We start from the raw sequence: 20,176 nt of genomic DNA on the forward strand, positions 1-20,176 counted from the left end.
GTTAAAATTATCGCGCCTTTGGCGCCTAATAAATGCTAATGACTACTGACTAATAACCATTGACCAAAAAATTGACCCATGACTAATGACCCATTTCATTATAGTAGTCTCTTATCGTCTTCCAGTACAGGTTATGTTCCTGCTCGAGCACGCGGGCGGCGAGCACCTCCGGCGTATCGCCTTCCAGCACGGGCACCTTCACCTGCGCAAGAATCTTTCCCTGGTCAATTTCCTCGCTCACCAGATGCACCGTCGGGCCCGATTCCTTCTCGTGCGCGGCAATCACGGCCTCGTGCACGTGAATACCCCAGAAGCCCTTCCCGCCATACTTGGGCAAGAGCGACGGGTGAATATTCAATATGCGATTTTCCATGCGCCGCACGATGCAAACCGGCAGGGCCTTCATGTAACCCGCCAGAATAAGCAAATCCACATCGTACTTGTCAAGAACCTCAAGCAGCGCGGCCTCGTACGCCGCCTGCTCCGGATGCGTCTTTCCCGAAATGTGGTAAACCGGGATGCCGTATTCCTTCGCATGCTCCACGGCACCGCACGTTCCGTTGTTCGTAATTAAAAACTTGCACTGCGCCTCGAGGTCTCCCTCGCCAATGCGCTCAATAATAGCCTTAAAGTTGCTCCCGCCACCGGAAGCCATCACGCCAATTTTAAACATGGCGCCAAATATAGAAAAGAGCCGCTTACTTGTGGTCGATTCCAGGGGGCGTGCGCAGGTAATAGATAACGCAGGGCACCACGACGCAGAGTACGGTAACCGCGACCGTCAGGTACACGAACCATTCCTGGACCGTCACCGCAGGCGGCAGGAAAAACGTCTTGACAATCGCGAAGACAGCAATGAGGAAAACGCCAGGCAGCAGGTAAGACATCAACTTGTTCATGGTTTAAAAGATAATACTTTTTCAAACTGAGTTCCGTTTTGTAAACACTTTTTTGTTTTTTAGCAGGCGCAACCGCCTTATAATTTGTAACTTTTACCCCGGAAATAAACCTTAATTCATGGAAATAACTATGAGCATTAAAGATTACCTCGCCGGCGCCAAACAGGCCGGTTCCGTCCAGAAGCTGATGACCCCGGGCCTCGCCGTGGAATTTATCCAGCCCTGGTACACCCCGCTTTCTACGACCCCCTCTACCACGGGTATTGCTGTCGGCGGTATCGGCTCGACATTCACCGCAACGCCTGCGGGCACCACCCCCGTGATGAACGTGATGCCTGGCGTGCAGGTCCGCACCGAAAAGCCTTCTGACCTCCGCTTCAACAACTTCTTCTTCAAGGAAGCGGTCTTAAGCGCAAAGGCTCCCCTTGTAATTGGCAACTTCGCCGCATTCGGCATCTACAACAACAACTTCCCGCTCCTCGATGCAAACGGTGCGCGCGTTTTCGGCGATGCCGACATGAAGGACCAGAAGAAGGCAGAAGCCAAGCTCAACAAGGTACTTGCCGACAAGGCTCTTTTTGCAACGAACAAGGCCGCCTTTGAACGCTGGCACATCCAGTTCAGCGACCGCACCCAAGCTTTGATCGCTGCAGGCAAGGACACCGCCGCTATCAACCGCGCCGTTCTCATTGACTTCTTTGACGGCATGATTGGCGAAAAGGCAGCCCGCGAAGGCGCCCTCACCGCCGCCTGGGCAGACGACTCCGAGTTCCTCGGCCAGCCGGGCTACGACGCCGCCAAGATGAAGTACACCGCTCTCTATCCGGTGAGCGAAACCGTTTACGAAGGCAAGGGTGTCGCTATCACCAAGACCCAGTCCAGCTACGTGACTCCGGGTGACGAACGCCTCTCCAGCCTCCCGGTGAACGCCACCGTGTTCACTCTCGAAAATAACACCAAGGAAACCCGCGAAGTGACGATTGTCCAGATTCAGGACAGCATCACGGGTTACATGGCCAAGAAGGACCGCCAGGGCGTTCAGGACTCCAGTTTTGTGCTGGTGCCGTCCGCTCGTTTCCCGAAGGGAGTGCAGTTCGACAAGGAACTCAAGGATGGCCGTTCCGTTCGCGGTATCGAATTTTACAACGAAAAGGCTCTCGCCGAAAGCGACTTCAACGGTTGCATGGGTGTGTCCGTCGCCTGGAACAAGAAGGACAACCTGAACGTTTCCGTGAAGCCCATGTTCTACCAGGACGATGCCGCCTCTGTGCTGAAGGGCGCTCTCCAGAGCGGTCGCGTTGCAGGCTCTTGGGTCAAGAACGTTTACAGCGGTCGTGAAACGATTGCAGGCGCCGTCGCCGTGACTGCCGTTTTGAAGCCGAAGCAGAAGGTCAGCTTCCAGTTCAACCTGGTGCTGGATTTCCCCGAAATCAAGCTGAACAAGCTTACCTCCGCCAAGAAGTACACCGCTTTCTTCCCCGAAGCTTATGGCCGCGTGGGTGCCATCCTAGAAGAAGCCCTCGCCGCCGACAAGAACTTTGACGCTCGCCTCAAGGCATTCGAGGCACTCGTGCCGAAGAAGGCCGTGGCCAAGCTCTACAAGACTGCCGCCAAGCAGGCCGAATTCAAGAGCCTCGCCCTCAACACGCTCAGCTTCCTCGCCGAAGCCACCGTGTGGGACAAGGACGACCGTTTCTTGGTTCGCGAATGCGCCGACTATCCGTTCTTCAACTCCCTGGACGTTTACTTCTACGGAAGTTTCAGCCTGATGGCCCTGATGCCGCGCCTCGACGGCGTAGTGATGAAGCGTTTCGGTGATGCGATTCTCGCCGTAAACAACAACCGCCGCCGCCACCACGAATACGTGAACCTCCCCTACGCGGACCTCCCGGACCCGAAACTCGAAGGCCCGCGCGCTGTTCGCGGCGCCGTGATTCACGACCTCGGAAGTCCCTTCGATGCAGAACCCGATGCCTACGACTGGCACAACGTGAAGGAATGGAAGGATCTCGCTCCGAAGTATGTGCTGATGGTTCTCCGTCATTACGTGAAGACGCAGGACAAGCAGAACTTGCAGGACTGCAAGGAAGCCGTCTACGCCGCCATGGAATACCTCGAGAAGATGGTGAACGAAGGCGAAAACTTCCCGCTCACCCACGGTACCGACGACACCTTCGACAACCTCTCCAGCCACGGCATTTCCGTGTACTGCGGCAGCCTCTGGATTGCAGGCCTCCGCGCAGCCGCCAAGATTGCCGAAATTCTCGGCGACAAGGCACAGGCCGACACCTGGAACGCCAAGGCCGACGCCGCCAACAAGGAATTCGACGAGGCCCTGTGGGACGAAACTGAAGGCTACTACCACTTCTTCGTGACCCCGATGGAAGCGAAGGACGTTGTGGCTGATAAGCTCCCGCAGCTCGCCGACGCCATCAAGGATACTCTCGTTATCGACGGCAACGACTTGAAAGCCGCCCTCAAGACCATCAACGAATGGCTCAACTCCGGCGAAATCCCCAGCGACGTGGAACTTTCCAAGAACGAACTCCGCGGTCTCAAGAAGGCATGGCTCACCGCCCAGTGCAAGGACGCATTCACTGCCAGCTGGAACGCAAAGATTGCAAACGACTGCGATGACGTATTCGCCGACACGATGCTCGCCGACACGTATCTCCGTCTGCTCGGCCTCAAGCCCATCAGCGACGAGAAGAAGGCGAAGGCGAACCTGCTCCGCGTCTACAACACGAACTACAAGGCAAACAGCCCGCTCATCGGCGCCGCGAACCTTGTGCGTAAGGACGGCTCTCCGCTGGACGAATTCAACTTCCAGGCTCACGACGTGTGGATCGGCATCCAGTACAGCATCATGTGCGCCATGATGCACCACGGCCTCGAAAAGCAGGCTGCTGACATGGGCGATTCCATGATTCGCAACCTCTACGAAGAAGCACGCATCCCGTTCGCTGCACCGGAAGGATTCAACGGTTCCTGCCGCCTGCACCCGGAAGCGCTCGTGAAGGCATTCGGCCTTAGCGCCACCGCCGCCGAGAAGATGCATAAGGAGCTCCTGAAGAAGGGCGCCCTGCTTGCCGACAGCCGCATCAGCCCGAAGCTCCCGCGCAACCTGCCCGCCTTTACGAAGGCTTTCGGCAGCATTGCGAAGGCCAATAAGGTTGAAGCAAGCGCGCTGTTCATGCTGCTCCACAGCACGGCACTCAAGTACACCGCCGGCAAGTACTTCCGCCCCGGCATGGTGTTCGCGCTGCTTTATAAGTAATCCCGTCTGTCATCCCCGCCCCGTAACAAGTACGGGGTAAACTCCGGCGGGGATCTCCTTCATTTATTGCAAAAGGCCAGTCCACCGGACAGGTCTTTTTTGCATTCTATAAATACAAAGAAAGCGTTTCTTAAGATTTTTATTTTTTTAAAACGGATAAAAAATCACACCCAAACCAGCACCGAGGTGTTGTTCATCTTCTACAACCGAGAGGATTGCTCCTCCCACAATTTCATAGGTGTCATCGAACCGATAACCAAGTGTGAAATAGTGCGTATCAATCGAAGGTATATCCTTGATAATTGCAGCATCCCCAAGGTCTGGAGTGTATGAACTGAAGGTATAGTTGATAAATATATCTCCAAAGAAAACACCTACATATAGACCGCCAAATGAACTTGTCAAAGTATAGTTTTGACCAGAGGAAATATCGGGGGGAGCGTTATTGTCTTCTGAGCAATAGGTATGGTCACAAAGTTCCCTATAAGAAAGGCGGGTATACTGGTGGAAGAGCCCCGTAAAAACGCCCATTTCAAAATATTGTGTATTTACCCCTAACGAAATATGGTAATGCAAGTCATCGCTGACGGCTGCTCCGAACCCCAAAAAAAACAAATCCCACTTATAGAACACATCATAGCCTCCCTCAAAGCTAAATCCTCCAAAATCGTATATACCTCTCGTTATTACTTCTTTTGACTCATCCAAAGATTCAATCCTTTCAGTAACATCTACATGAATGGACTCTTCTGGGTCAATACCGATTCTTCCATGGAAACGTTGAATCGACGAATGCTTATCTAGATTTCTGTTTACACCGTAAACTTCAGGCGCCTCGGAAGTTTCCAAACGAAAAGCACCTACGTTCTTATAGCAACCGGTCACGAGCATTCCCGTAACAACCAGGGCAAAGGTATAGACTAGGTTCGTCAGCCTCATTATACTAAATCTAACTTTTTTGAAAGAATAGAAAAATATTTGCACAATTCTGACAAGGCCATCGCCGAAAATGATTTCTTCAAGAATAACAAGGCCGCCTTCGACCGCTGGAACATCGAATGGAGCGACCGCACTGCAGCCCTCCTGAAGAAGGGCGCCCTGCTTGCAGACTCCCGCATCAGCCCGAAGCTCCCGCGCAACCTGCCCGCCTTTACGAAGGCATTCGGTAGCATCGCGAAGGCCAATAAGGTTGAAGCAAGCGCGCTGTTCATGCTGCTCCACAGCACGGCCCTGAAGTACACCGCCGGCAAGTACTTCCGCCCCGGCATGGTGTTCGCTCTGCTTTACTAATGAGACCGCTCGCGCTAAACACGGGGACAACGTCTCCGGTTTGCGCTCGCTCTCGCAACCGCCCTCGGTTAACACCCGAGGGCTTTGTTGCTCACCGTCATGCAGCGGCTCAGTGAGTTAAGCGCGCCATTATTGCGTCACTAACAAGCTACGTTTTTGCGGATATCCATAAACTTTAAGAGAACTGCTCATGCAGTTCTCTTTTTTTACAATACCGCAAAAGCATGCTTTATTCTAACACGCGAACCATGCGCAAGCCTTGAAAACCGGGCGTTTTAAAGGTAGCATTGTTTACAATTGTATTGCGACGAAGACACTTGTATTTAAGTAATTCACGACATGCTTTACCGGGATTCTTGAAACCTGATATACTGCAGGGGTTCACCGCCAAATAGCCACCATCATCATAAAGCGCAAAATACGTTTCATAAGCATTTCCATAAGTGTCAAACAACCCATATTGATTTGGGGCATAGCGTCTTACCGGATAAAGTCCTGATTTATTTTCTGCACAGTGAATGTCCGCATATTTTTTTAACGAATCTTCGACGAACTCGTTCCCCCAAGAAAAAACTTTTGATTGTCCTGCATTCTGAAGAATATACCATTCATCATAGTAAGGAAGCCTATAACCATTGGCGAATTTGTTGTAGGAGCATTGAGTCGGTTTAGAACAGTTCAAAACATTTTCTAATCCGTCTTTTTTTGAACGAAATTCTAAATAATACCTATAATATTGAGAAGGATAATCTAGAACCATCAAGGAATCTGATGATGGATAGTAATCCTCATTGAAAACCAAAACAGAATGCTTTTTGTTAACCTTTTCACCCTCACGCAACCAAAGCGCATCTCGAACACGCAATTCCGTTTTGTCGACAATCAAATCGTATTCCATTCGGACGGCGTAGGAAGTATCTTTTACATACCTATCGTCAATGCGTCCAATTCCCTTGTAAACAATAAAATCTTTCCCTTTGAGATCTATGATTGTTTGATTTACCAGAATCCAACTTGAATCAGCATCTTTCAGGTCATTTCTATTTCTAGCAAATAAGACCAAAATACTTCTAGTATAAGGCGAGCCGTCTACATAAACACAATTTAAGGAATCAACATGGGAAGTTCCATTTACAATCCAGGTTCCATTTCCCGTATTAAAATCCTTTTCAGGACAAAGTTTCACACCCTGATTCCAATCCACTTCATACCATTTCTTACGGCCAACAGTTTTTCTCGGATTCACTGTTTTATAAGATTGCCTCACCGCAATGTTTTTCTCTTTTTGAGCAACATAATAATTTTTTAAACCGTTTTCTTCCCCAAATGAACAAGAAAGGCAAATCAGCAATAAAGAAATTATTTTTTTCATAAAGAACAACAATTTAAGGTTGCGTCAGTAAAAATCCCATATACAGGGGGAGCGTCAGCACAGATCCATTCCGCCCAATATTGTATTCGCCAAGTTTTATCGCCTGCTCTACATGATATTTTTCCGTATTCTTGAGAACTGTCTTTAGCGACTTTGCGTTACCGGTTTGAGCCTTGCATTCAACAGGAGTACATTTGCCCTTGTAACGCATGACAAAATCGAGTTCAACCCCACTATCCTTGTGATAGTAGTATAGCTTTCGACCCATTTTACCGAGTAAATCAGCAACAAGGTTCTCGAAAATCGCTCCCTTGTAGCCAAGAAGGTCCCCACTTAGGATGTTAGACTGGGTCCCGTCTTCGAGCATCGAAATGAGCAACCCGATATCGGACATATAGACTTTAAACTCGCTCTGAATCTTGTTGCCATCCAGAGGCAGTTCCGTTTTCTCGATGTTATAGCATCGGCGAACGATTCCCGCATCCTCAATCCATTGCAGGCTCCCGGCATAATCTCGTCCACGACCTCCTTTTCGCACGATATTGTACGAGAACTTCTTGTATTCACGAGCAAGTTGTGCCGAGATGGATTCAAAGCATTCGCGGATGTGCGCCTTGTCAGCAGGCGCAGCATACTTCACCATGTCGGCTTTATATTCATCTACAATCCGCTTTTGGACCGTCAGCACTTTTCCCACGTGCCCCGTCTCTATAAAAGTTGTTACGACTTCAGGCATGCCGCCAACAACTACATACTGGTGGAGCAACTCGCGAAAACGATCATGCAGTGCAGGATCAACGGGAGTCTCTTTTTGCATGCATTCGTTTAGATAATCGAAATGCATCAGCTTGATTCCGTTTGCCCAGAGCCACTCCTCAAAATCCATGGGGTACATTTCGACGATATGTTCAAAGCCAACTGGGATGGAAGCTTCTGGTTCATCTTTCTGTTCTTTTGTCTTGTACCCATGAACGCCAAGAAGCGAACCGGTACACATGACTTCAAATCGTCCATCAAGGAAAAAGTATTTGAGAGAACTACGGGCTAGGGGACAGTCCTGTATTTCATCGAAAACAAAACACGTTTCGTGAGGTTCGATTTCTGCTGTGGGAATCGCCGCAGAAATTCGCATGATAATTGACGAGACGGAAATGTCGGGAACAAAGAATTTTTTGTAATCGGGATGCATGCGAAAATCCAGATATACAACATGCTTAAAATGCCGCGTGGCGAAATCCATCACGCTGCTTGTCTTGCCACACTGACGGATGCCTTTCACAACTATCGGCTTATGATGGGGCTCGCCAATCCAATCTTCCAGAATTTTATCTATTTTTCTTTTAAACACGATTTCATACCCACTTTTTACACAAATATACATATTTTCCAGCCGACTTTAGCAATAAAGCCTCACATTTTCCTTAAATCTTAATCATCCTACGCAAAATTTGCGTTAAAAACCTGGCAGCAAAAAAGAGGTGTCCCGAGCGGGGCACCTCTTTTATGTCATTCCAAGGAGATTTCTAGGCTAATTGGTCTCCTCCATCACGAGCCTTTGCTTCACAATTTGCATCACGTTGCTCGGATTGGTGTTCCAGCCGTAGTCGAACACGAGGAGCGTCGCATTCCTAAAGGCCTCCTCCGCTTCGATGTAGAAGTCGAGTTGCGTCGAGCAGATGCAATTGGCCTGCGGTGCGGACTCGTCAATGACCGGCCTAACATAGAGGGTGTCACCCCCAACGGAAACATCGATATTTTTGAACTGCACGCCGCAAGGCATCTGAACTGTCTCGATAACAATCTCCGCCTTGTTTCCCAATTCATACATGTTGGCTACCGGAGGCAGAGCCATGTCGCCGGCGCGGCCCCCATCATTTGAACCGCCGTCCACCAGCGGGTCATCCCCGTTGTTCGAGTTGCGGCACTGGGCCGTCGCATCCTCGACAATCTGGCGCGGGCGATCCTTTGCCGCATCAATAACTTGCACCGGACCGTTGTTGTCAAAGGCGGTATAACCGAAACCGGCATATTGCGCGTCAAACAGGAATTCCACTCGAGCATTGCACCCGCACGTGTAATCCTCGCCCTTAGTGCGGTCAACGTTCACGTAGAGAGTGTCATCAACAAGGTTCGCACCGTAACGAGAAATGGCAAACTTGGCTTCTTTCACTGCAGCGTTAACAACAGCGCTGTCGCCGCTGCAAGGCAAATCCAAGCGCGCATTGATGATGGTGAGTTTCGCGAGCCCGTCAAGCCTAGCGATGGAACTCATGTAGGGGTAAGGTTCCGCCTCGCACTGGGCCGAGTTCCCATCAAAATCATGGTTCGGCAAGCATTCAAGCGATACATTGCTTAACGGCACCGAGACACTCCCGCTAAAGGCCGACGAGGAACTCGCGACCGACGAAGAAGAGGCTACATAGGATTCCTTGTCGATAGTCGAGCGAATGACCCCTTCCACGACTATAAAGGTGGCGTTCGTAAAGGCAGGCTCATCCTTCATCACGAAATGGAATTCAGCCACGCACTTGGAGTCATCCTCTGCCTTGGCCTCGTCCACAATCTGCTTCACGTAGAGCGTATCACCCACCGCCATGACATCGATGCTGTCGAGAAGCGCCGGATTCACAATCATCCCGGCAAACCCGCTAATCTGGTAAACCGGCATCATCACATGATCCACGGCAACAATCACCTTGTCGGAACCATCTTCCTGCCCCATGAGGGCGTGCGGCGGGAGAGCGAGGCCATCACCACCCGGAATATCGATATTGGAACGCCCTTTGGATTCCATGCACTTGCCAAAAACCTTCACCTTCTGCACAGGGTTACCCGCAATGGACGAAGACGAATTTTCCGTTCCGCTCGAGGATTCCGGATTCAGGGAACCCGAGGATGCAGGCTGCGAACCGGACGATTCCACGCCCGCGCTCGATGTCGGGTCCTCGCCCGAAGAAAATGCGCCCGACGACGAGCTTTCATCGCCGCCGGTAACAGGCGCTGTCGACGACGAGTCATCGCCGCAAGCCGCAAGGGTAAACGAGAGCGCCATCGCTGCCGCAGCAGAGGCGACCGTCGCGAAAATCGAATTCTTTTTCATGGATTCCTCCTTTTCAATTATTCTTACGCTCCTAAATATAAATCTAAAACCTTCAAAAGTCAATAGTTTTATGCAACAAAAATTAAATTTTTTGGATATTTTTTAACGTTTTCAATAAAATTTATCAAAAACAACATCTATATGCAACACATTGTTCTATATACGAAAGGCCGGGAGCACAAAAGCCCAGCCAGCCTGAACAGGCGGGGCACAAACCTCCCCTTTATAGATACCGTTTATTTAAGGCGAATTGCACGGACCGCCGAAACGCCCGCACCCGACACGCGCACAATCCGCGCGCCATGCCCGAAGTGGGCCAAGTCAAACTCCGCAGATTCGCCCGCAAGGCGGTCCTGGAGAAGCAAGTTCCCCTGCAGGTCAAACACCTGGAGCAACTTCTCGCCCGCTACAAGCGCATCGACATGCAGGCGCGAACCCTCAACCCGCAGGCGGAACGTTCCCGCACCGAGCACAGGCGATGCAACCGTCGTCGCAGAACTCGATTCGATAAGCCCGCTACTGCTGGACACACTTGTCTCGCTGCTGCTCGACCCTTCGACTTCGCTCAGGGTGACATTCTGCGGTGTGACGCTAGAAGAGGAATTCGCGGAACTGCTGGATTCCGCACTGCTGCTGGATTCCGCGCCGTAAGTGCAGTTGTCTACCCGCACGCCGCTCCGCGTCGCGAAGCAGACCACAGTATCTTTCTCGGTAATAGAGAACAGCCCGAAAGACACGGGGTTCTTCCACGTGGGGAACCGTTCCAGCCTGGTCACGTTCTGCGAGCCCGGGAACGGGTCGTCGACAAAGTTCTTCGCCCTGAATCCGCCGCTGTAGTCCGGCACCTTGATATTGCCCGCCTCGACCACGTCAACACGCTGGTGAGCGGGATTGTCGTTCAGGGTATTGTTGAACCACGAGTCATAATCGTAGTCGATATGCCACACGAGCAGGCCGTGATTCGGGAGCTTTGCATCCCAGCCGGTAAGCTGACGGTTCTCCAGCACGAACCATTCGTCCTCAGTCGAGGGAACCGGAACCTTGTAGGCAACGTTGCTCGTATTCAGGGGCGGAATCGCCGTTATATCCACCGACGGGTCCAACTCCACATAGTCCATCCAACCCATGAAATTGCGTTCAAACGCGCTATACCCGGGCGGAGAAACGCTGTTGTTCGCATACATCCCCGTAGCCATCACGTCCCAGTAATACACTCCCGGCGACTGGTAGAGCGAATCGGTATAGTCGCTCGAATTGTGGCACCCGTGCACGCAGTAGTGGTCCTTGAGCCCCATGGAATGGCTGAACTCGTGCAGAAAAGACGGGAACAGGTCAGACTTCTGGCTTATAACCAGGTAACGGTTGAACTTTTTCCCGTAGCCCGCATCCTGAACGCCGACATCGCCGTTGTTTCTGTACTTCAGCTGGTAATGGAACCCGCCAAACGATACGTTATTGGAATAGAAAGTCGGCCCGGCATGAATCACGCCAAGCATGTCCACCTCGCCGTCGTTATCGGCATCGTACTGGCGGGCATCGAACGACGGATACTTCTGCTTGATGGCATCTATCGTGAGCTTTACAAAGAACGCTTCCTTCTTGATATAGTCGGCAAGGTTCGCGTTCACCCTCACGAAATAGAGGTCGAAGCCGGGCGTGAATACTCCCATCGACTGGTCGTGAAAATAGTCCCGCACCGAGCCCACATAGCCGCCCTTGGTGTCGCCTTCCCTGTTGAACCTGTTGTACATGGATGTCGAATCGAGGTTCGTCTCGCTCCCGAATTCCACGAAGGCAACGGGAAAGCGGTTTTCGCCCTTCACGAACCCGTTCGGCGAGACCATCTTGAGCAGGGCGCGCTTGCCCGCATCCGAGGAATTCCTCGCCCGGGTCGGGACCCACGGGGCGCGCTCCGCCTTTGCGGTATCCTGCGGCATAACCCTCGCCGGGTGGAGCCTGCGGTAGGCCTCCATCTGCTTTTCGCGGTTCACGGCGGGCCGGAACTGCCTCGCCCTCGATGCACCTGGACGCGACCCTTCGAGCGCCGAACCGCCTGCATCGCGGGCAACGGAGCCACGTGCATCGGCATCGCGGGCCTTTACCTTCGTGGGGAGGCCGTCCTGGTCGGCATAGTAGTACAGGTTGTCTTTCCCCTGAACGAGCAGGTCGCCCGATTCCGTGGTAACGTAGAAGAAGCGCTCGTCGCCCACGACAACAACCGTAAGCGAATCTCCCCCGTTGTCGATTTTCCTGGGAGCGGGGTTGAACGGGGCAGCAAGAGATGCCCCCGCAACAAACATCACCGTGACTAAAGCCGCACCAAGTTTTTTCATAATCCCATATCTCCTAATCCAAAAATACACTTTTCCGGCCTGAACGCAAGTAAAAAACATTATTATCACATGGAATCCTATTTAACAATTAGCCAGTAACTAGTAACTTGCAACTCAAAACATGCCCGAATGGCGCAAATTTTGCTAAATTTACGGCCACTATGAGTCTTAAATTTGATACCCCCATTACCGAAGTTCCGCTGTTCCACCAGGGTAAAGTACGCGACATGTACGACCTGGGCGACAGCTTCCTGATGGTCGCCAGCGACCGTCTTTCCGCTTTTGACGTGGTGCTCCCCACCCCGATCCCTGGTAAGGGCAAAATCCTCAACCAGCTTTCGCTGTTCTGGTTCAAGCACCTCGGCATGAAGAACCACCTCATCACTGCCGACGTGAACGAATACCCCGAAGTGCTCAAGAAGCACGCCGACTACCTGCGCGGCCGTTCCATGATCGTGAAGAAGGCCAAGCGCCACTCCGTGGAATGCATCGTGCGCGGCTACATCGTGGGTTCCGGCTGGAAGGACTACCAGAAGACGGGCCGCATCTGCGGTCACGTGCTCCCCTCCAACCTGCAGCTCTGCCAGAAACTCGAGACTCCGCTCTACACGCCGAGCACCAAGCCCGACGTTGGCCACGACGAGAACATCAGCTTTGAACAGACCTTCGACATCGTGGGCGAAAAGGTCGCCACCGAACTCAAGAGCATGTCGTTGGACATCTACACGAAGGCCCGCGACTACGCTGCAAGCAAGGGAATCATCCTCGCCGACACCAAGTTCGAATTCGGTGAAATCGACGGCGAAACCGTGCTCATCGACGAAGTGCTCACGCCGGACTCCAGCCGCTACTGGCCGGCCGACAAGTACCAGGTGGGCAAGAACCAGGAAAGCTTCGACAAGCAATACGTCCGCGACTGGCTCGAAACGCTCGACTGGGGCAAGACCTACCCGGGTCCGGAAATCCCGGCCGAAGTCGTGAAGAACACACTCGCGAAGTACGAAGAAATCTTCGTGCGCCTCACCGGCAAGAAGCCGGAACTGTAAAGCGACCGTTCGCGCTAGACTCGGGGAATTATTCTCCGGTCTGCGCTCACTCTCGCGACCGCGCCTAGTTAATACCAGGCGCTTGTCGCTCACAGAGCGACCGCTGTTCGCGCAAAACGTATTTCCAGGCCGTCGGCTCCAGGGCCTGCGGCCTTTTTTAAAGAAAAAACTTTCATCCGAAGGATATGAAAATGAAATCTGTACCTATTACGCTGCTCACCGGTTACCTCGGAGCCGGAAAGACGACCCTCCTGAACTTTGTCCTCAACAACCAGCAGGGTTACCACGTCGCCGTCATCGTGAACGACATCGGCGAAGTGAACATCGACCAGACGCTCATCGAGAAGGGCGGGAACATCACGAAGGAAGATTCCGGAAAGGTGGTGCCGCTCAGCAACGGCTGCATCTGCTGCAGCCTCAAGACCGACCTGCTGGAACAGATTGCCGAACTCCTCGAGATGAACAAGTTCGACTACATCCTCATCGAAGCAAGCGGCATCTGCGAGCCCGTGCCTATCGCGCAGACCATCTGCATGGCGGGCAGCCAGCTGCAGAGCCGCGACGGTCGCCCCCTCGCCTGCCACCTCGACAACATCGTGTCCGTGGTAGACGTAGCTCGCCTCGCCGACGAGTTCGCCGGTGGCCAGAAGCTGCTTTCGAACGACCTCGAAGAAGAAGACATCGCGAACCTCCTTATCCAGCAGATTGAGTTCTGCAACACCATCATCATGAACAAGGTCGATTCCATCAGCAAGAACGACCTCGAACACGTGAAGGCAGTTGTCCGCGCGCTCCAGCCCGAAGCCAAGATGATCGAGACGAACTACGGCAAGGTCGAGATGAAGGACATCCTCGATACCAAGCAGTTCGACTTTGAGAAGGTCGGGAATTCCGCCGCCTGGGCCAAGGAACTCATGAAAGAGACGAAGCCCGAAGACGACGATGATGACCACGACGAACACGAGCATCATCACCACGACCATGATGACGATGACCATGACGAGCACGAACATCACCATCATCACGACCATGATGATGACCACCACGACCATGATGACGATGACCATGACGAGCACGAACATCACCATCATCACGACCATGATGATGACCACGACGAGCATGATGACCATAGCCACTGCGACCACGAGCACGGCGTGTGCCATTGCGGCCACCACCACGACAAGGACCATCCGCACGGCGACGAGTACGGCATCAGCACGTTCGTGTACGAACGCCGCCGTCCGCTTGTCCGCGACAAGTTCGAGACGTTCCTCGACAACTACCCCACGAGCATCATCCGCACCAAGGGCCTCGTGTGGTTCGAGGACGAACGCAACAACAGCTACCTGTTCGAACAGGCCGGCAAGCAGGCTTCCGCACAGAATTTCGGTCCCTGGTTCGCCAGCGAGAGCGAAGAAGAGCAGAAGCGCCTGCTGCGCGAGAACCCGGACCTCGTGAAGGTGTGGGACGAAAAGTACGGTGACCGCATCATCCGCCTTGTCTTCATTGGCCAGCACATGGACAAGAAGAAGATTATCGCCGCGATGGACAACTGCCTCGGAGAGTAAAAGGACAGTTCGGCCATCATTTTTTTATTTTTGTCTTCGTAAAATTCAGGCCTTTTCTCAAGGAGATCTATATGGGCGGCTTTTGTGGTGTTGTTTCTAAGGAAGATTGCGTAAGCGACCTCTTTTTCGGGACAGACTACCATTCACATCTAGGTACACACCGCGGCGGCATGGCTGTCTTGAACGGCAGTGGCAAGTTCCACCGTTCCATCCACAACATCCAGAACACGCCGTTCCGTAGCAAGTTCGAGCACGACCTCGCTGCGTTCTCCGGCAAGGTGGGCATCGGCGTCATTTCTGACACCGACCCGCAGCCGCTCGTCATGACCTCCAAGCTCGGGACATTCGCGATTGTCACCGTGGGCCTCCTCACCAACATCGAGGAACTGAAGGACGAACTCTTCAAGAACAACTGCATGCAGCTCCAGTACTCCACGACGAGCGGCATGGTTGGCCCGACCGAAGTCGTATCCGCGCTCATCGCGACCCGCGACTCGATTGTCGACGGCCTCAAGTACGTCCACGAGAAGGTGAAGGGCAGCTGCTCTATCTTGCTCATGGACAGCGACGGCAGGTTCTTCGCGAGCCGCGACCGCTGGGGACGCACGCCCATCGTTCTCGGTAAAAAAGAAGGCTCGATGATTGCCGTGCAAGAAAGCTGCGCGCTCCACAACCTCGGGTACGAACATGTTCGCGACATCGGCCCGGGAGAAATCGTGGAGCTCACGCCCGATGGCGACAAGACGCTCGTCGCCCCCGGGAAGAAGATGGCAATCTGCTCGTTCCTCTGGGTCTACTACGGCTACCCCGCATCCAGTTACGAAGGCCGCAATGTGGAAATGACACGCTACCGCTGTGGTTCCGCGCTCGCAAAGCGCACGCCCACCGAAGCCGATGCCGCCTGCGGTATTCCGGATTCCGGCACGTCGCACGCCCTCGGTTACGCGCACGAGGCCGGCATCAAGTTCGCGCGCCCCTTCGTGAAGTACACGCCCACCTGGGCCCGCTCCTTCATGCCGCAAGACCAGAAGCAGCGCGAACGCGTCGCCTCCATGAAGCTCATTCCCATCCCGGGCCTCATCAAGGACCGCCGTCTCGTATTCTGCGACGACTCCATCGTGCGCGGCACGCAGCTCGGCAAGCAGGCCTTGAAGCTTTATTCACTTGGTTGTAAAGAGACGCACATGCGTATCGCGTGCCCGCCGCTCGTTTACCCCTGCAAGTTCATCAACTTCTCGCGCTCCAAGAACGAGTACGACCTGATTACGCGCCGCTACATCCGTGACCAGGAAGGCGAAAATGCAGAAATCGAGAAGTACACCGATCCGGATGGCCAGCCCTACAAGGACATGGTCGAATACATCCGCAAGAAGCTGAACCTCACGACGCTTGCCTTCCAGCGCATCGACGACGTGATTCACGCCATCGGGCTCCCCGAAGACCAGCTCTGCACCTACTGCTGGAGCGGCAAGGACTACGAAGAAACTGGCGACTGCTATCACTGCCCCTGCGAGGAATGCGCCAGCAAGCGCGAAAAGAAAGACTAGTAACAGGTCACAAAGCATTTAAAAGCACCCTGTCGTTGACAGGGTGCTTTTTGTAATGCATCAAAAAAAGTGTCCTTTAGACCAGCCTTGTTAAATTTACCAAAAAAGGACCGCCGAGCAGTCCTTTTATTATAGGAGTTCCTTCGACTTCGTTTCCTTCGGCGGTTCGACAGGCTCACCGACCTTAGGAAACTTCGCTCAGGATGACACTTTGTCCTACGACACGAGCATCATGGAGAACACCATGACGAACAGCGCGACGGTTTCACCGACGCCCAAGACCATCAGGTAGTTCACCAGGCCCTTGCCGGTTTCGCCGAGGGCGTTGCAGGCGTCCGCAGCGGACTTGCCCACGTACCAGGCAGAGGCCATCATGCCGATGCCACCGAAGATGCCCACACCGAGATACGCCGCCCAGTTGGCCGGAGCCGCCTGGGACTTGTTCAGGATGTACATCATCAGCAACATGCCGTAGATTGTCTGCGCAATCGGCGCACCCACGAAGATGAGCAGCGTAAACAGCGCGTTCTTACCCTTGAGATACGCCTTCTTCCAGGCCCCGATGGCCGCCATGCCGGCAGTCCCGCAGCCCAGCGCAGAACCCACCGCGGCAAGGCCCAGGGCCGCCACCGCGCCGAGTTTCGCGAGCGTTAAAAGTTGAGCTTGATCCATACGTGTTACCTCGCTGGATTAAAGCACCATCATGGAGAACACGAGAACGAACAGGGCCACGGTTTCCACGATACCCAAGACCATCAGGTAGTTCACCATGCCCTTGCCGGTTTCACCGAGGGCGTCACAGGCCACGGCCGCGGACTTGCCCTGGTACCAGGCAGAAGCCATCATGCCGAGACCACCGAAGATACCGGCACCGAGGCAGCCGCCCCAGTTGGTAAAGCCGGATTCGGCAGCCTTGCTCAGGATGAAGTTCATGAGCAACATGCCGTAAATCGTCTGGGAAATCGGGGCACCCACGAACACCAGCAAGGTGAAGAGTGCCGACTTGCCCTGGGCATAAGCCTTCTTCCACATGGTGATGGCGGACATACCAGCCGTTCCGCAACCAAGGGCGGAGCCCATTGCCGCAATGCCGAGAGCGGCTGCAGCACCCATTTTAGCGAGAGTAACCATTGTATTCGGTTCCATTGTTTTTTCCTCATTAAGTAGCGGGAATCATCCCTTGGTTTAATTTTTCTGCTTGGCGAAGGGGGCGAAAGCGAATCCGCTCCATTCCTGGCCAAGTCCATTTGAAAATTCGAGTGTATTCAGACGTACGGCGTGGACGGCGACGCCCATGACCGCAAGCGCGATGTTCAGGCCATGCACAAAGAGCAGCAGGAAGGCCGCACCGGCGATACCGACAGCAGAGCCGAACAGCGGCGAGAGCATGTCGTTGAACGCCTCGGCGATGGCCGCACCGGACATGCCCACAGCAAACAGACGGATATAACTGATCACGTCGGTAAAGCTGTTCACCACGTCGAGCACGAGCATCGGGATGCTGATGAAGTCCTGCTTGAGCCTCTTGGGCGGCACGGTAAAGAGCACCAGGAGTACCGCTTCCACGATGAACATCGGGATGACGAACTTCGGCATGTCGATACCGAGCACCATCTGGCAGGCCAGGAAGAACATCACCCAGCAGCCGATAAGCCAGCCCACCTGCGCCATGAACGTGGAGTCCTTGCGCTTGATGCGCACGCAGACGTTCCACACGTGAGCGATACTCAGGTGGACCACGGCGATGCAGAAGCAGAACAGCTGGATATGCTGCATCTGGGAGGCTCCCGCCGTCTTCGGCACGAAGCTTTCGGGCAGCAGCGTAATCGACTGGGCGAAGGCCTTGTAGGCTTCGAACTTCGCAGGGTCAGTCGGGGCGCTCGTGCGGATCCAGAGCATCGCATTCTTCAGCGGTTCAGGCAACCAGCCGTAGTTGGTGATGTCCAGGTAATACGTCCACCCCGCAAGCGCTGGGCTAAGTCCCAAGAAGCTTGCGTTGATGAGACCCCACACGATGGTGGCGATGCTCATGAGGTAGATAAAGTGGAAACCAGCAGGGTTCGCTTTCGGCATCTTTTTGCGGGCAAAAAGCGCCAAACCGAGGAAGAGCAACCCGTAAGCGGTATCCCCCACGATCATCGCAAAGAAGATGCTGAAGAAGCAAAGGAACACGGCCGACACGTCCACTTCCTTGTACCCCGGCGAAATGCCGATGATATCGTACAGGAACTGCATGGGGCGGCTGAGCTTGCTGTAGGTAAGCAGCGTCGGGATATCGTCGCCGTCGGCTGGGTCGTCCACCAGGAGGCCCCAGCCGTGCTCGCGAGCGGCCTTCTCGAGTTCGCCCACGCGCGGTGCAGGGCAGAAGCCCTGCACGGCGGCGACGTTCTTGTCGCCCACCATCGAGGCTTCGGCTTCGACCATGCGGTAGTCGTCACCCACTTCGAGGAGTTTGTCCTCGATAGATTCGCGGACGCCCGAAAGTTCACCCAGGCGTTTCTCGACGCGGGCAAGCGTTTCCTTGGCTTTCGCTTCCATTTCGCGGTATTCGGCAAGCGACTTCTGCGGCATCGTGAGTTCCGTGAAGTTGCCCTTCACAGCCACAGGGGCTTCTCCCCTGCTCACGACAGCCACATACTTGCCGTTTTCATCCTGGCCGAATTCCTCGATAGAACCTTCGCCCTCGAGTTCGAACGGGACTTTACCGTCATGGAGCTGGTACAGTTTGACATAGATACCCTTCGCCTGCAGGGCTGCTGCCGTTGCGGGGTCCAGGTTCTTGAACATGGAAAGTTTGGTGAGTTCCTCTTCAGCCTGTTCCTTGTCGATTTCCGCCTGCTTGCTTTCGGCAACCAGTTGCTGGATTTCATCGATAAGGCTTGCGGCCGGAGCGGCATCCTTCACGGGAGTCACACCCTTCGGGGCCTTCTCGGGCACCACTTCCAAGGCCTTCTGCACGCGGTTCATTTCGCCGCGGGCATGGTTCAGCTTGGCGCCTGCTGCCGCCTGCAAAGGCGTGAGGTGCAAAATTTCAAGCGTACGGAGCGCCTGAAGCGTCTCTTCAACCGCACCTGCAACCGTCAGCACCGTCACTTTCTTCATAGGAGTAATCATGCGGCGGCCTCCTTCGCGAGTGCATCCTGGGCAGCGGTACGGGCGGTGGCCTTACCCTTCGCAAGCTTGCTGCGGGCAACGCCACTGGTCTGCTGGTCGCCCAGGAAGATGTTGATGACGCGGATATTTTCCTTCGCTTCGGGAATCTTCACCTTTTCGAACAGGTTCACGCGCTGGCTCGTGGTACGCAGTTCCTTCGAGAGGAGCTCGTATTGACTCTCGAGCACGCGGCGTTCCAGACGCAGCGAAATCAGGCCCTGGAGGCTTCTGATACCGTCGTCCAGCCACACGGGCGTGGTAAAGAAATCCGGAATCGAGATATTAAAATCTACCCCGTCGTATGTCGGAATCTTCACGCCGGCGATGTTACCTTCGCCCTGGCGCACTTCCTTCACCGACAGGTACTTTGACCATTCGATGGGTTCGGCAAACAGCGAAATCCAGGAAGCCATGCTCTTGCGGAGCTTGTCCTCCTCTTCTCGCTTAGCCATCACCCTCTCCTGGAGCGTGCGCATTTCCATCTGCAGCTGCTGCTTTTTCAACAGCAATGTGGGCAGATAGCGCTGGAAGCGCTTCAACGCGTCGCGTTCCGCCTTGAGGGCGTTCTTTGTTAACTTGACCTTCGCCATA

General features: G+C 53.9%; 16 protein-coding genes. 5 read left to right on the plus strand and 11 right to left on the minus strand.

Going from position 1 to position 20,176, the window contains the following annotated elements:
• Positions 1-82: 82 nt before the first annotated feature.
• Complete coding sequence (gene purN, locus BUA44_RS12300; RefSeq protein WP_072812508.1) at positions 83-673, minus strand: phosphoribosylglycinamide formyltransferase; 591 nt, start codon at positions 671-673, stop codon at positions 83-85.
• A 25-nt stretch (positions 674-698) separates the two neighbouring features.
• Entirely contained in the window at positions 699-899 is a 201-nt protein-coding gene (locus tag BUA44_RS12305; protein ID WP_072812509.1) for a hypothetical protein, read from the minus strand.
• 130 nt (positions 900-1,029) lie between these two features.
• Between BUA44_RS12305 and BUA44_RS12310 the strand changes: the two genes are divergently transcribed.
• Complete coding sequence (locus BUA44_RS12310; RefSeq protein ID WP_072812512.1) at positions 1,030-4,176, plus strand: GH116 family glycosyl hydrolase; 3,147 nt, start codon at positions 1,030-1,032, stop codon at positions 4,174-4,176.
• 147 nt (positions 4,177-4,323) lie between these two features.
• On the opposite strand, the gene BUA44_RS12315 is transcribed toward BUA44_RS12310, so the two are convergent.
• Positions 4,324-5,115, minus strand: coding sequence for a hypothetical protein (locus tag BUA44_RS12315; protein WP_143151991.1), 792 nt, complete (start codon positions 5,113-5,115; stop codon positions 4,324-4,326).
• A gap of 39 nt (positions 5,116-5,154) precedes the next feature.
• On the opposite strand from BUA44_RS12315, the gene BUA44_RS12320 reads away from it, so the two are divergent.
• Positions 5,155-5,466: a hypothetical protein gene (locus BUA44_RS12320; RefSeq protein WP_072812516.1), complete on the plus strand. Its 312-nt coding sequence runs from the start codon at positions 5,155-5,157 to the stop codon at positions 5,464-5,466.
• Between the two features lie 229 nt (positions 5,467-5,695).
• Here BUA44_RS12320 and BUA44_RS12325 read toward each other — a convergent pair whose 3' ends face one another.
• The 4 genes from BUA44_RS12325 to BUA44_RS12340 all read right to left on the minus strand — a co-directional run bounded on the left by BUA44_RS12325 (position 5,696) and on the right by BUA44_RS12340 (position 12,271).
• Positions 5,696-6,838 (minus strand): SUMF1/EgtB/PvdO family nonheme iron enzyme, encoded by a 1,143-nt coding sequence (locus BUA44_RS12325; protein WP_143151992.1) that lies wholly within the window; start codon positions 6,836-6,838, stop codon positions 5,696-5,698.
• 13 nt (positions 6,839-6,851) lie between these two features.
• On the minus strand, positions 6,852-8,219 hold the full coding sequence (locus BUA44_RS12330; protein WP_218587605.1) for an ATP-binding protein: 1,368 nt from the start codon (positions 8,217-8,219) through the stop codon (positions 6,852-6,854).
• 147 nt (positions 8,220-8,366) lie between these two features.
• Positions 8,367-9,938, minus strand: coding sequence for a hypothetical protein (locus BUA44_RS12335; protein WP_072812520.1), 1,572 nt, complete (start codon positions 9,936-9,938; stop codon positions 8,367-8,369).
• Between the two features lie 236 nt (positions 9,939-10,174).
• The gene (locus tag BUA44_RS12340) at positions 10,175-12,271 is read right to left on the minus strand and encodes a metallopeptidase domain-containing protein (RefSeq protein WP_143151993.1); all 2,097 of its coding nucleotides are present in this window, start codon (positions 12,269-12,271) and stop codon (positions 10,175-10,177) included.
• Between the two features lie 161 nt (positions 12,272-12,432).
• On the opposite strand from BUA44_RS12340, the gene BUA44_RS12345 reads away from it, so the two are divergent.
• From BUA44_RS12345 to BUA44_RS12355, 3 genes are all read left to right on the plus strand, one after another.
• Positions 12,433-13,317, plus strand: coding sequence for a phosphoribosylaminoimidazolesuccinocarboxamide synthase (locus BUA44_RS12345; protein ID WP_072812524.1), 885 nt, complete (start codon positions 12,433-12,435; stop codon positions 13,315-13,317).
• A gap of 191 nt (positions 13,318-13,508) precedes the next feature.
• Complete coding sequence (locus BUA44_RS12350; RefSeq protein WP_072812722.1) at positions 13,509-14,885, plus strand: CobW family GTP-binding protein; 1,377 nt, start codon at positions 13,509-13,511, stop codon at positions 14,883-14,885.
• Positions 14,886-14,956: 71 nt separating this feature from the next.
• A complete protein-coding gene (locus BUA44_RS12355; protein ID WP_072812526.1) occupies positions 14,957-16,432 on the plus strand; it encodes an amidophosphoribosyltransferase in 1,476 nt (491 codons plus the stop codon).
• Positions 16,433-16,648: 216 nt separating this feature from the next.
• Here BUA44_RS12355 and BUA44_RS12360 read toward each other — a convergent pair whose 3' ends face one another.
• Genes BUA44_RS12360 through BUA44_RS12375 form a run of 4 tightly spaced genes read right to left on the minus strand, consistent with a single transcriptional unit; the run spans position 16,649 to position 20,175 of the window.
• Complete coding sequence (locus BUA44_RS12360; RefSeq protein ID WP_072799628.1) at positions 16,649-17,104, minus strand: V-type ATP synthase subunit K; 456 nt, start codon at positions 17,102-17,104, stop codon at positions 16,649-16,651.
• Positions 17,105-17,122: 18 nt separating this feature from the next.
• Positions 17,123-17,578, minus strand: coding sequence for a V-type ATP synthase subunit K (locus BUA44_RS12365; RefSeq protein WP_083532182.1), 456 nt, complete (start codon positions 17,576-17,578; stop codon positions 17,123-17,125).
• Between the two features lie 39 nt (positions 17,579-17,617).
• Positions 17,618-19,546, minus strand: coding sequence for a V-type ATP synthase subunit I (locus BUA44_RS12370; RefSeq protein WP_072812528.1), 1,929 nt, complete (start codon positions 19,544-19,546; stop codon positions 17,618-17,620).
• Complete coding sequence (locus BUA44_RS12375; protein ID WP_072812531.1) at positions 19,543-20,175, minus strand: V-type ATP synthase subunit D; 633 nt, start codon at positions 20,173-20,175, stop codon at positions 19,543-19,545. Before BUA44_RS12375 ends, BUA44_RS12370 begins: the two co-directional genes overlap by 4 nt.
• Position 20,176 lies beyond the last annotated feature (1 nt).

The sequence above is a fragment of the Fibrobacter sp. UWR3 genome (assembly GCF_900143055.1).
GTDB lineage: Bacteria > Fibrobacterota > Fibrobacteria > Fibrobacterales > Fibrobacteraceae > Fibrobacter.

Bases quoted from the DNA above. Each gene is read 5' to 3' on its own strand.
- BUA44_RS12370 (WP_072812528.1), bottom strand. From the start codon at position 19,546: ATGATTACTCCTATGAAGAAAGTGACGGTGCTGACGGTTGCAGGTGCG.
- BUA44_RS12330 (WP_218587605.1), bottom strand. From the start codon at position 8,219: ATGTATATTTGTGTAAAAAGTGGGTATGAAATCGTGTTTAAAAGAAAA.
- BUA44_RS12350 (WP_072812722.1), top strand. From the start codon at position 13,509: ATGAAATCTGTACCTATTACGCTGCTCACCGGTTACCTCGGAGCCGGA.
- BUA44_RS12335 (WP_072812520.1), bottom strand. From the start codon at position 9,938: ATGAAAAAGAATTCGATTTTCGCGACGGTCGCCTCTGCTGCGGCAGCG.
- BUA44_RS12365 (WP_083532182.1), bottom strand. From the start codon at position 17,578: ATGGAACCGAATACAATGGTTACTCTCGCTAAAATGGGTGCTGCAGCC.
- BUA44_RS12345 (WP_072812524.1), top strand. From the start codon at position 12,433: ATGAGTCTTAAATTTGATACCCCCATTACCGAAGTTCCGCTGTTCCAC.
- BUA44_RS12375 (WP_072812531.1), bottom strand. From the start codon at position 20,175: ATGGCGAAGGTCAAGTTAACAAAGAACGCCCTCAAGGCGGAACGCGAC.
- BUA44_RS12360 (WP_072799628.1), bottom strand. From the start codon at position 17,104: ATGGATCAAGCTCAACTTTTAACGCTCGCGAAACTCGGCGCGGTGGCG.
- purN (WP_072812508.1), bottom strand. From the start codon at position 673: ATGTTTAAAATTGGCGTGATGGCTTCCGGTGGCGGGAGCAACTTTAAG.
- BUA44_RS12310 (WP_072812512.1), top strand. From the start codon at position 1,030: ATGAGCATTAAAGATTACCTCGCCGGCGCCAAACAGGCCGGTTCCGTC.
- BUA44_RS12325 (WP_143151992.1), bottom strand. From the start codon at position 6,838: ATGAAAAAAATAATTTCTTTATTGCTGATTTGCCTTTCTTGTTCATTT.
- BUA44_RS12305 (WP_072812509.1), bottom strand. From the start codon at position 899: ATGAACAAGTTGATGTCTTACCTGCTGCCTGGCGTTTTCCTCATTGCT.
- BUA44_RS12340 (WP_143151993.1), bottom strand. From the start codon at position 12,271: ATGAAAAAACTTGGTGCGGCTTTAGTCACGGTGATGTTTGTTGCGGGG.
- BUA44_RS12355 (WP_072812526.1), top strand. From the start codon at position 14,957: ATGGGCGGCTTTTGTGGTGTTGTTTCTAAGGAAGATTGCGTAAGCGAC.
- BUA44_RS12315 (WP_143151991.1), bottom strand. From the start codon at position 5,115: ATGAGGCTGACGAACCTAGTCTATACCTTTGCCCTGGTTGTTACGGGA.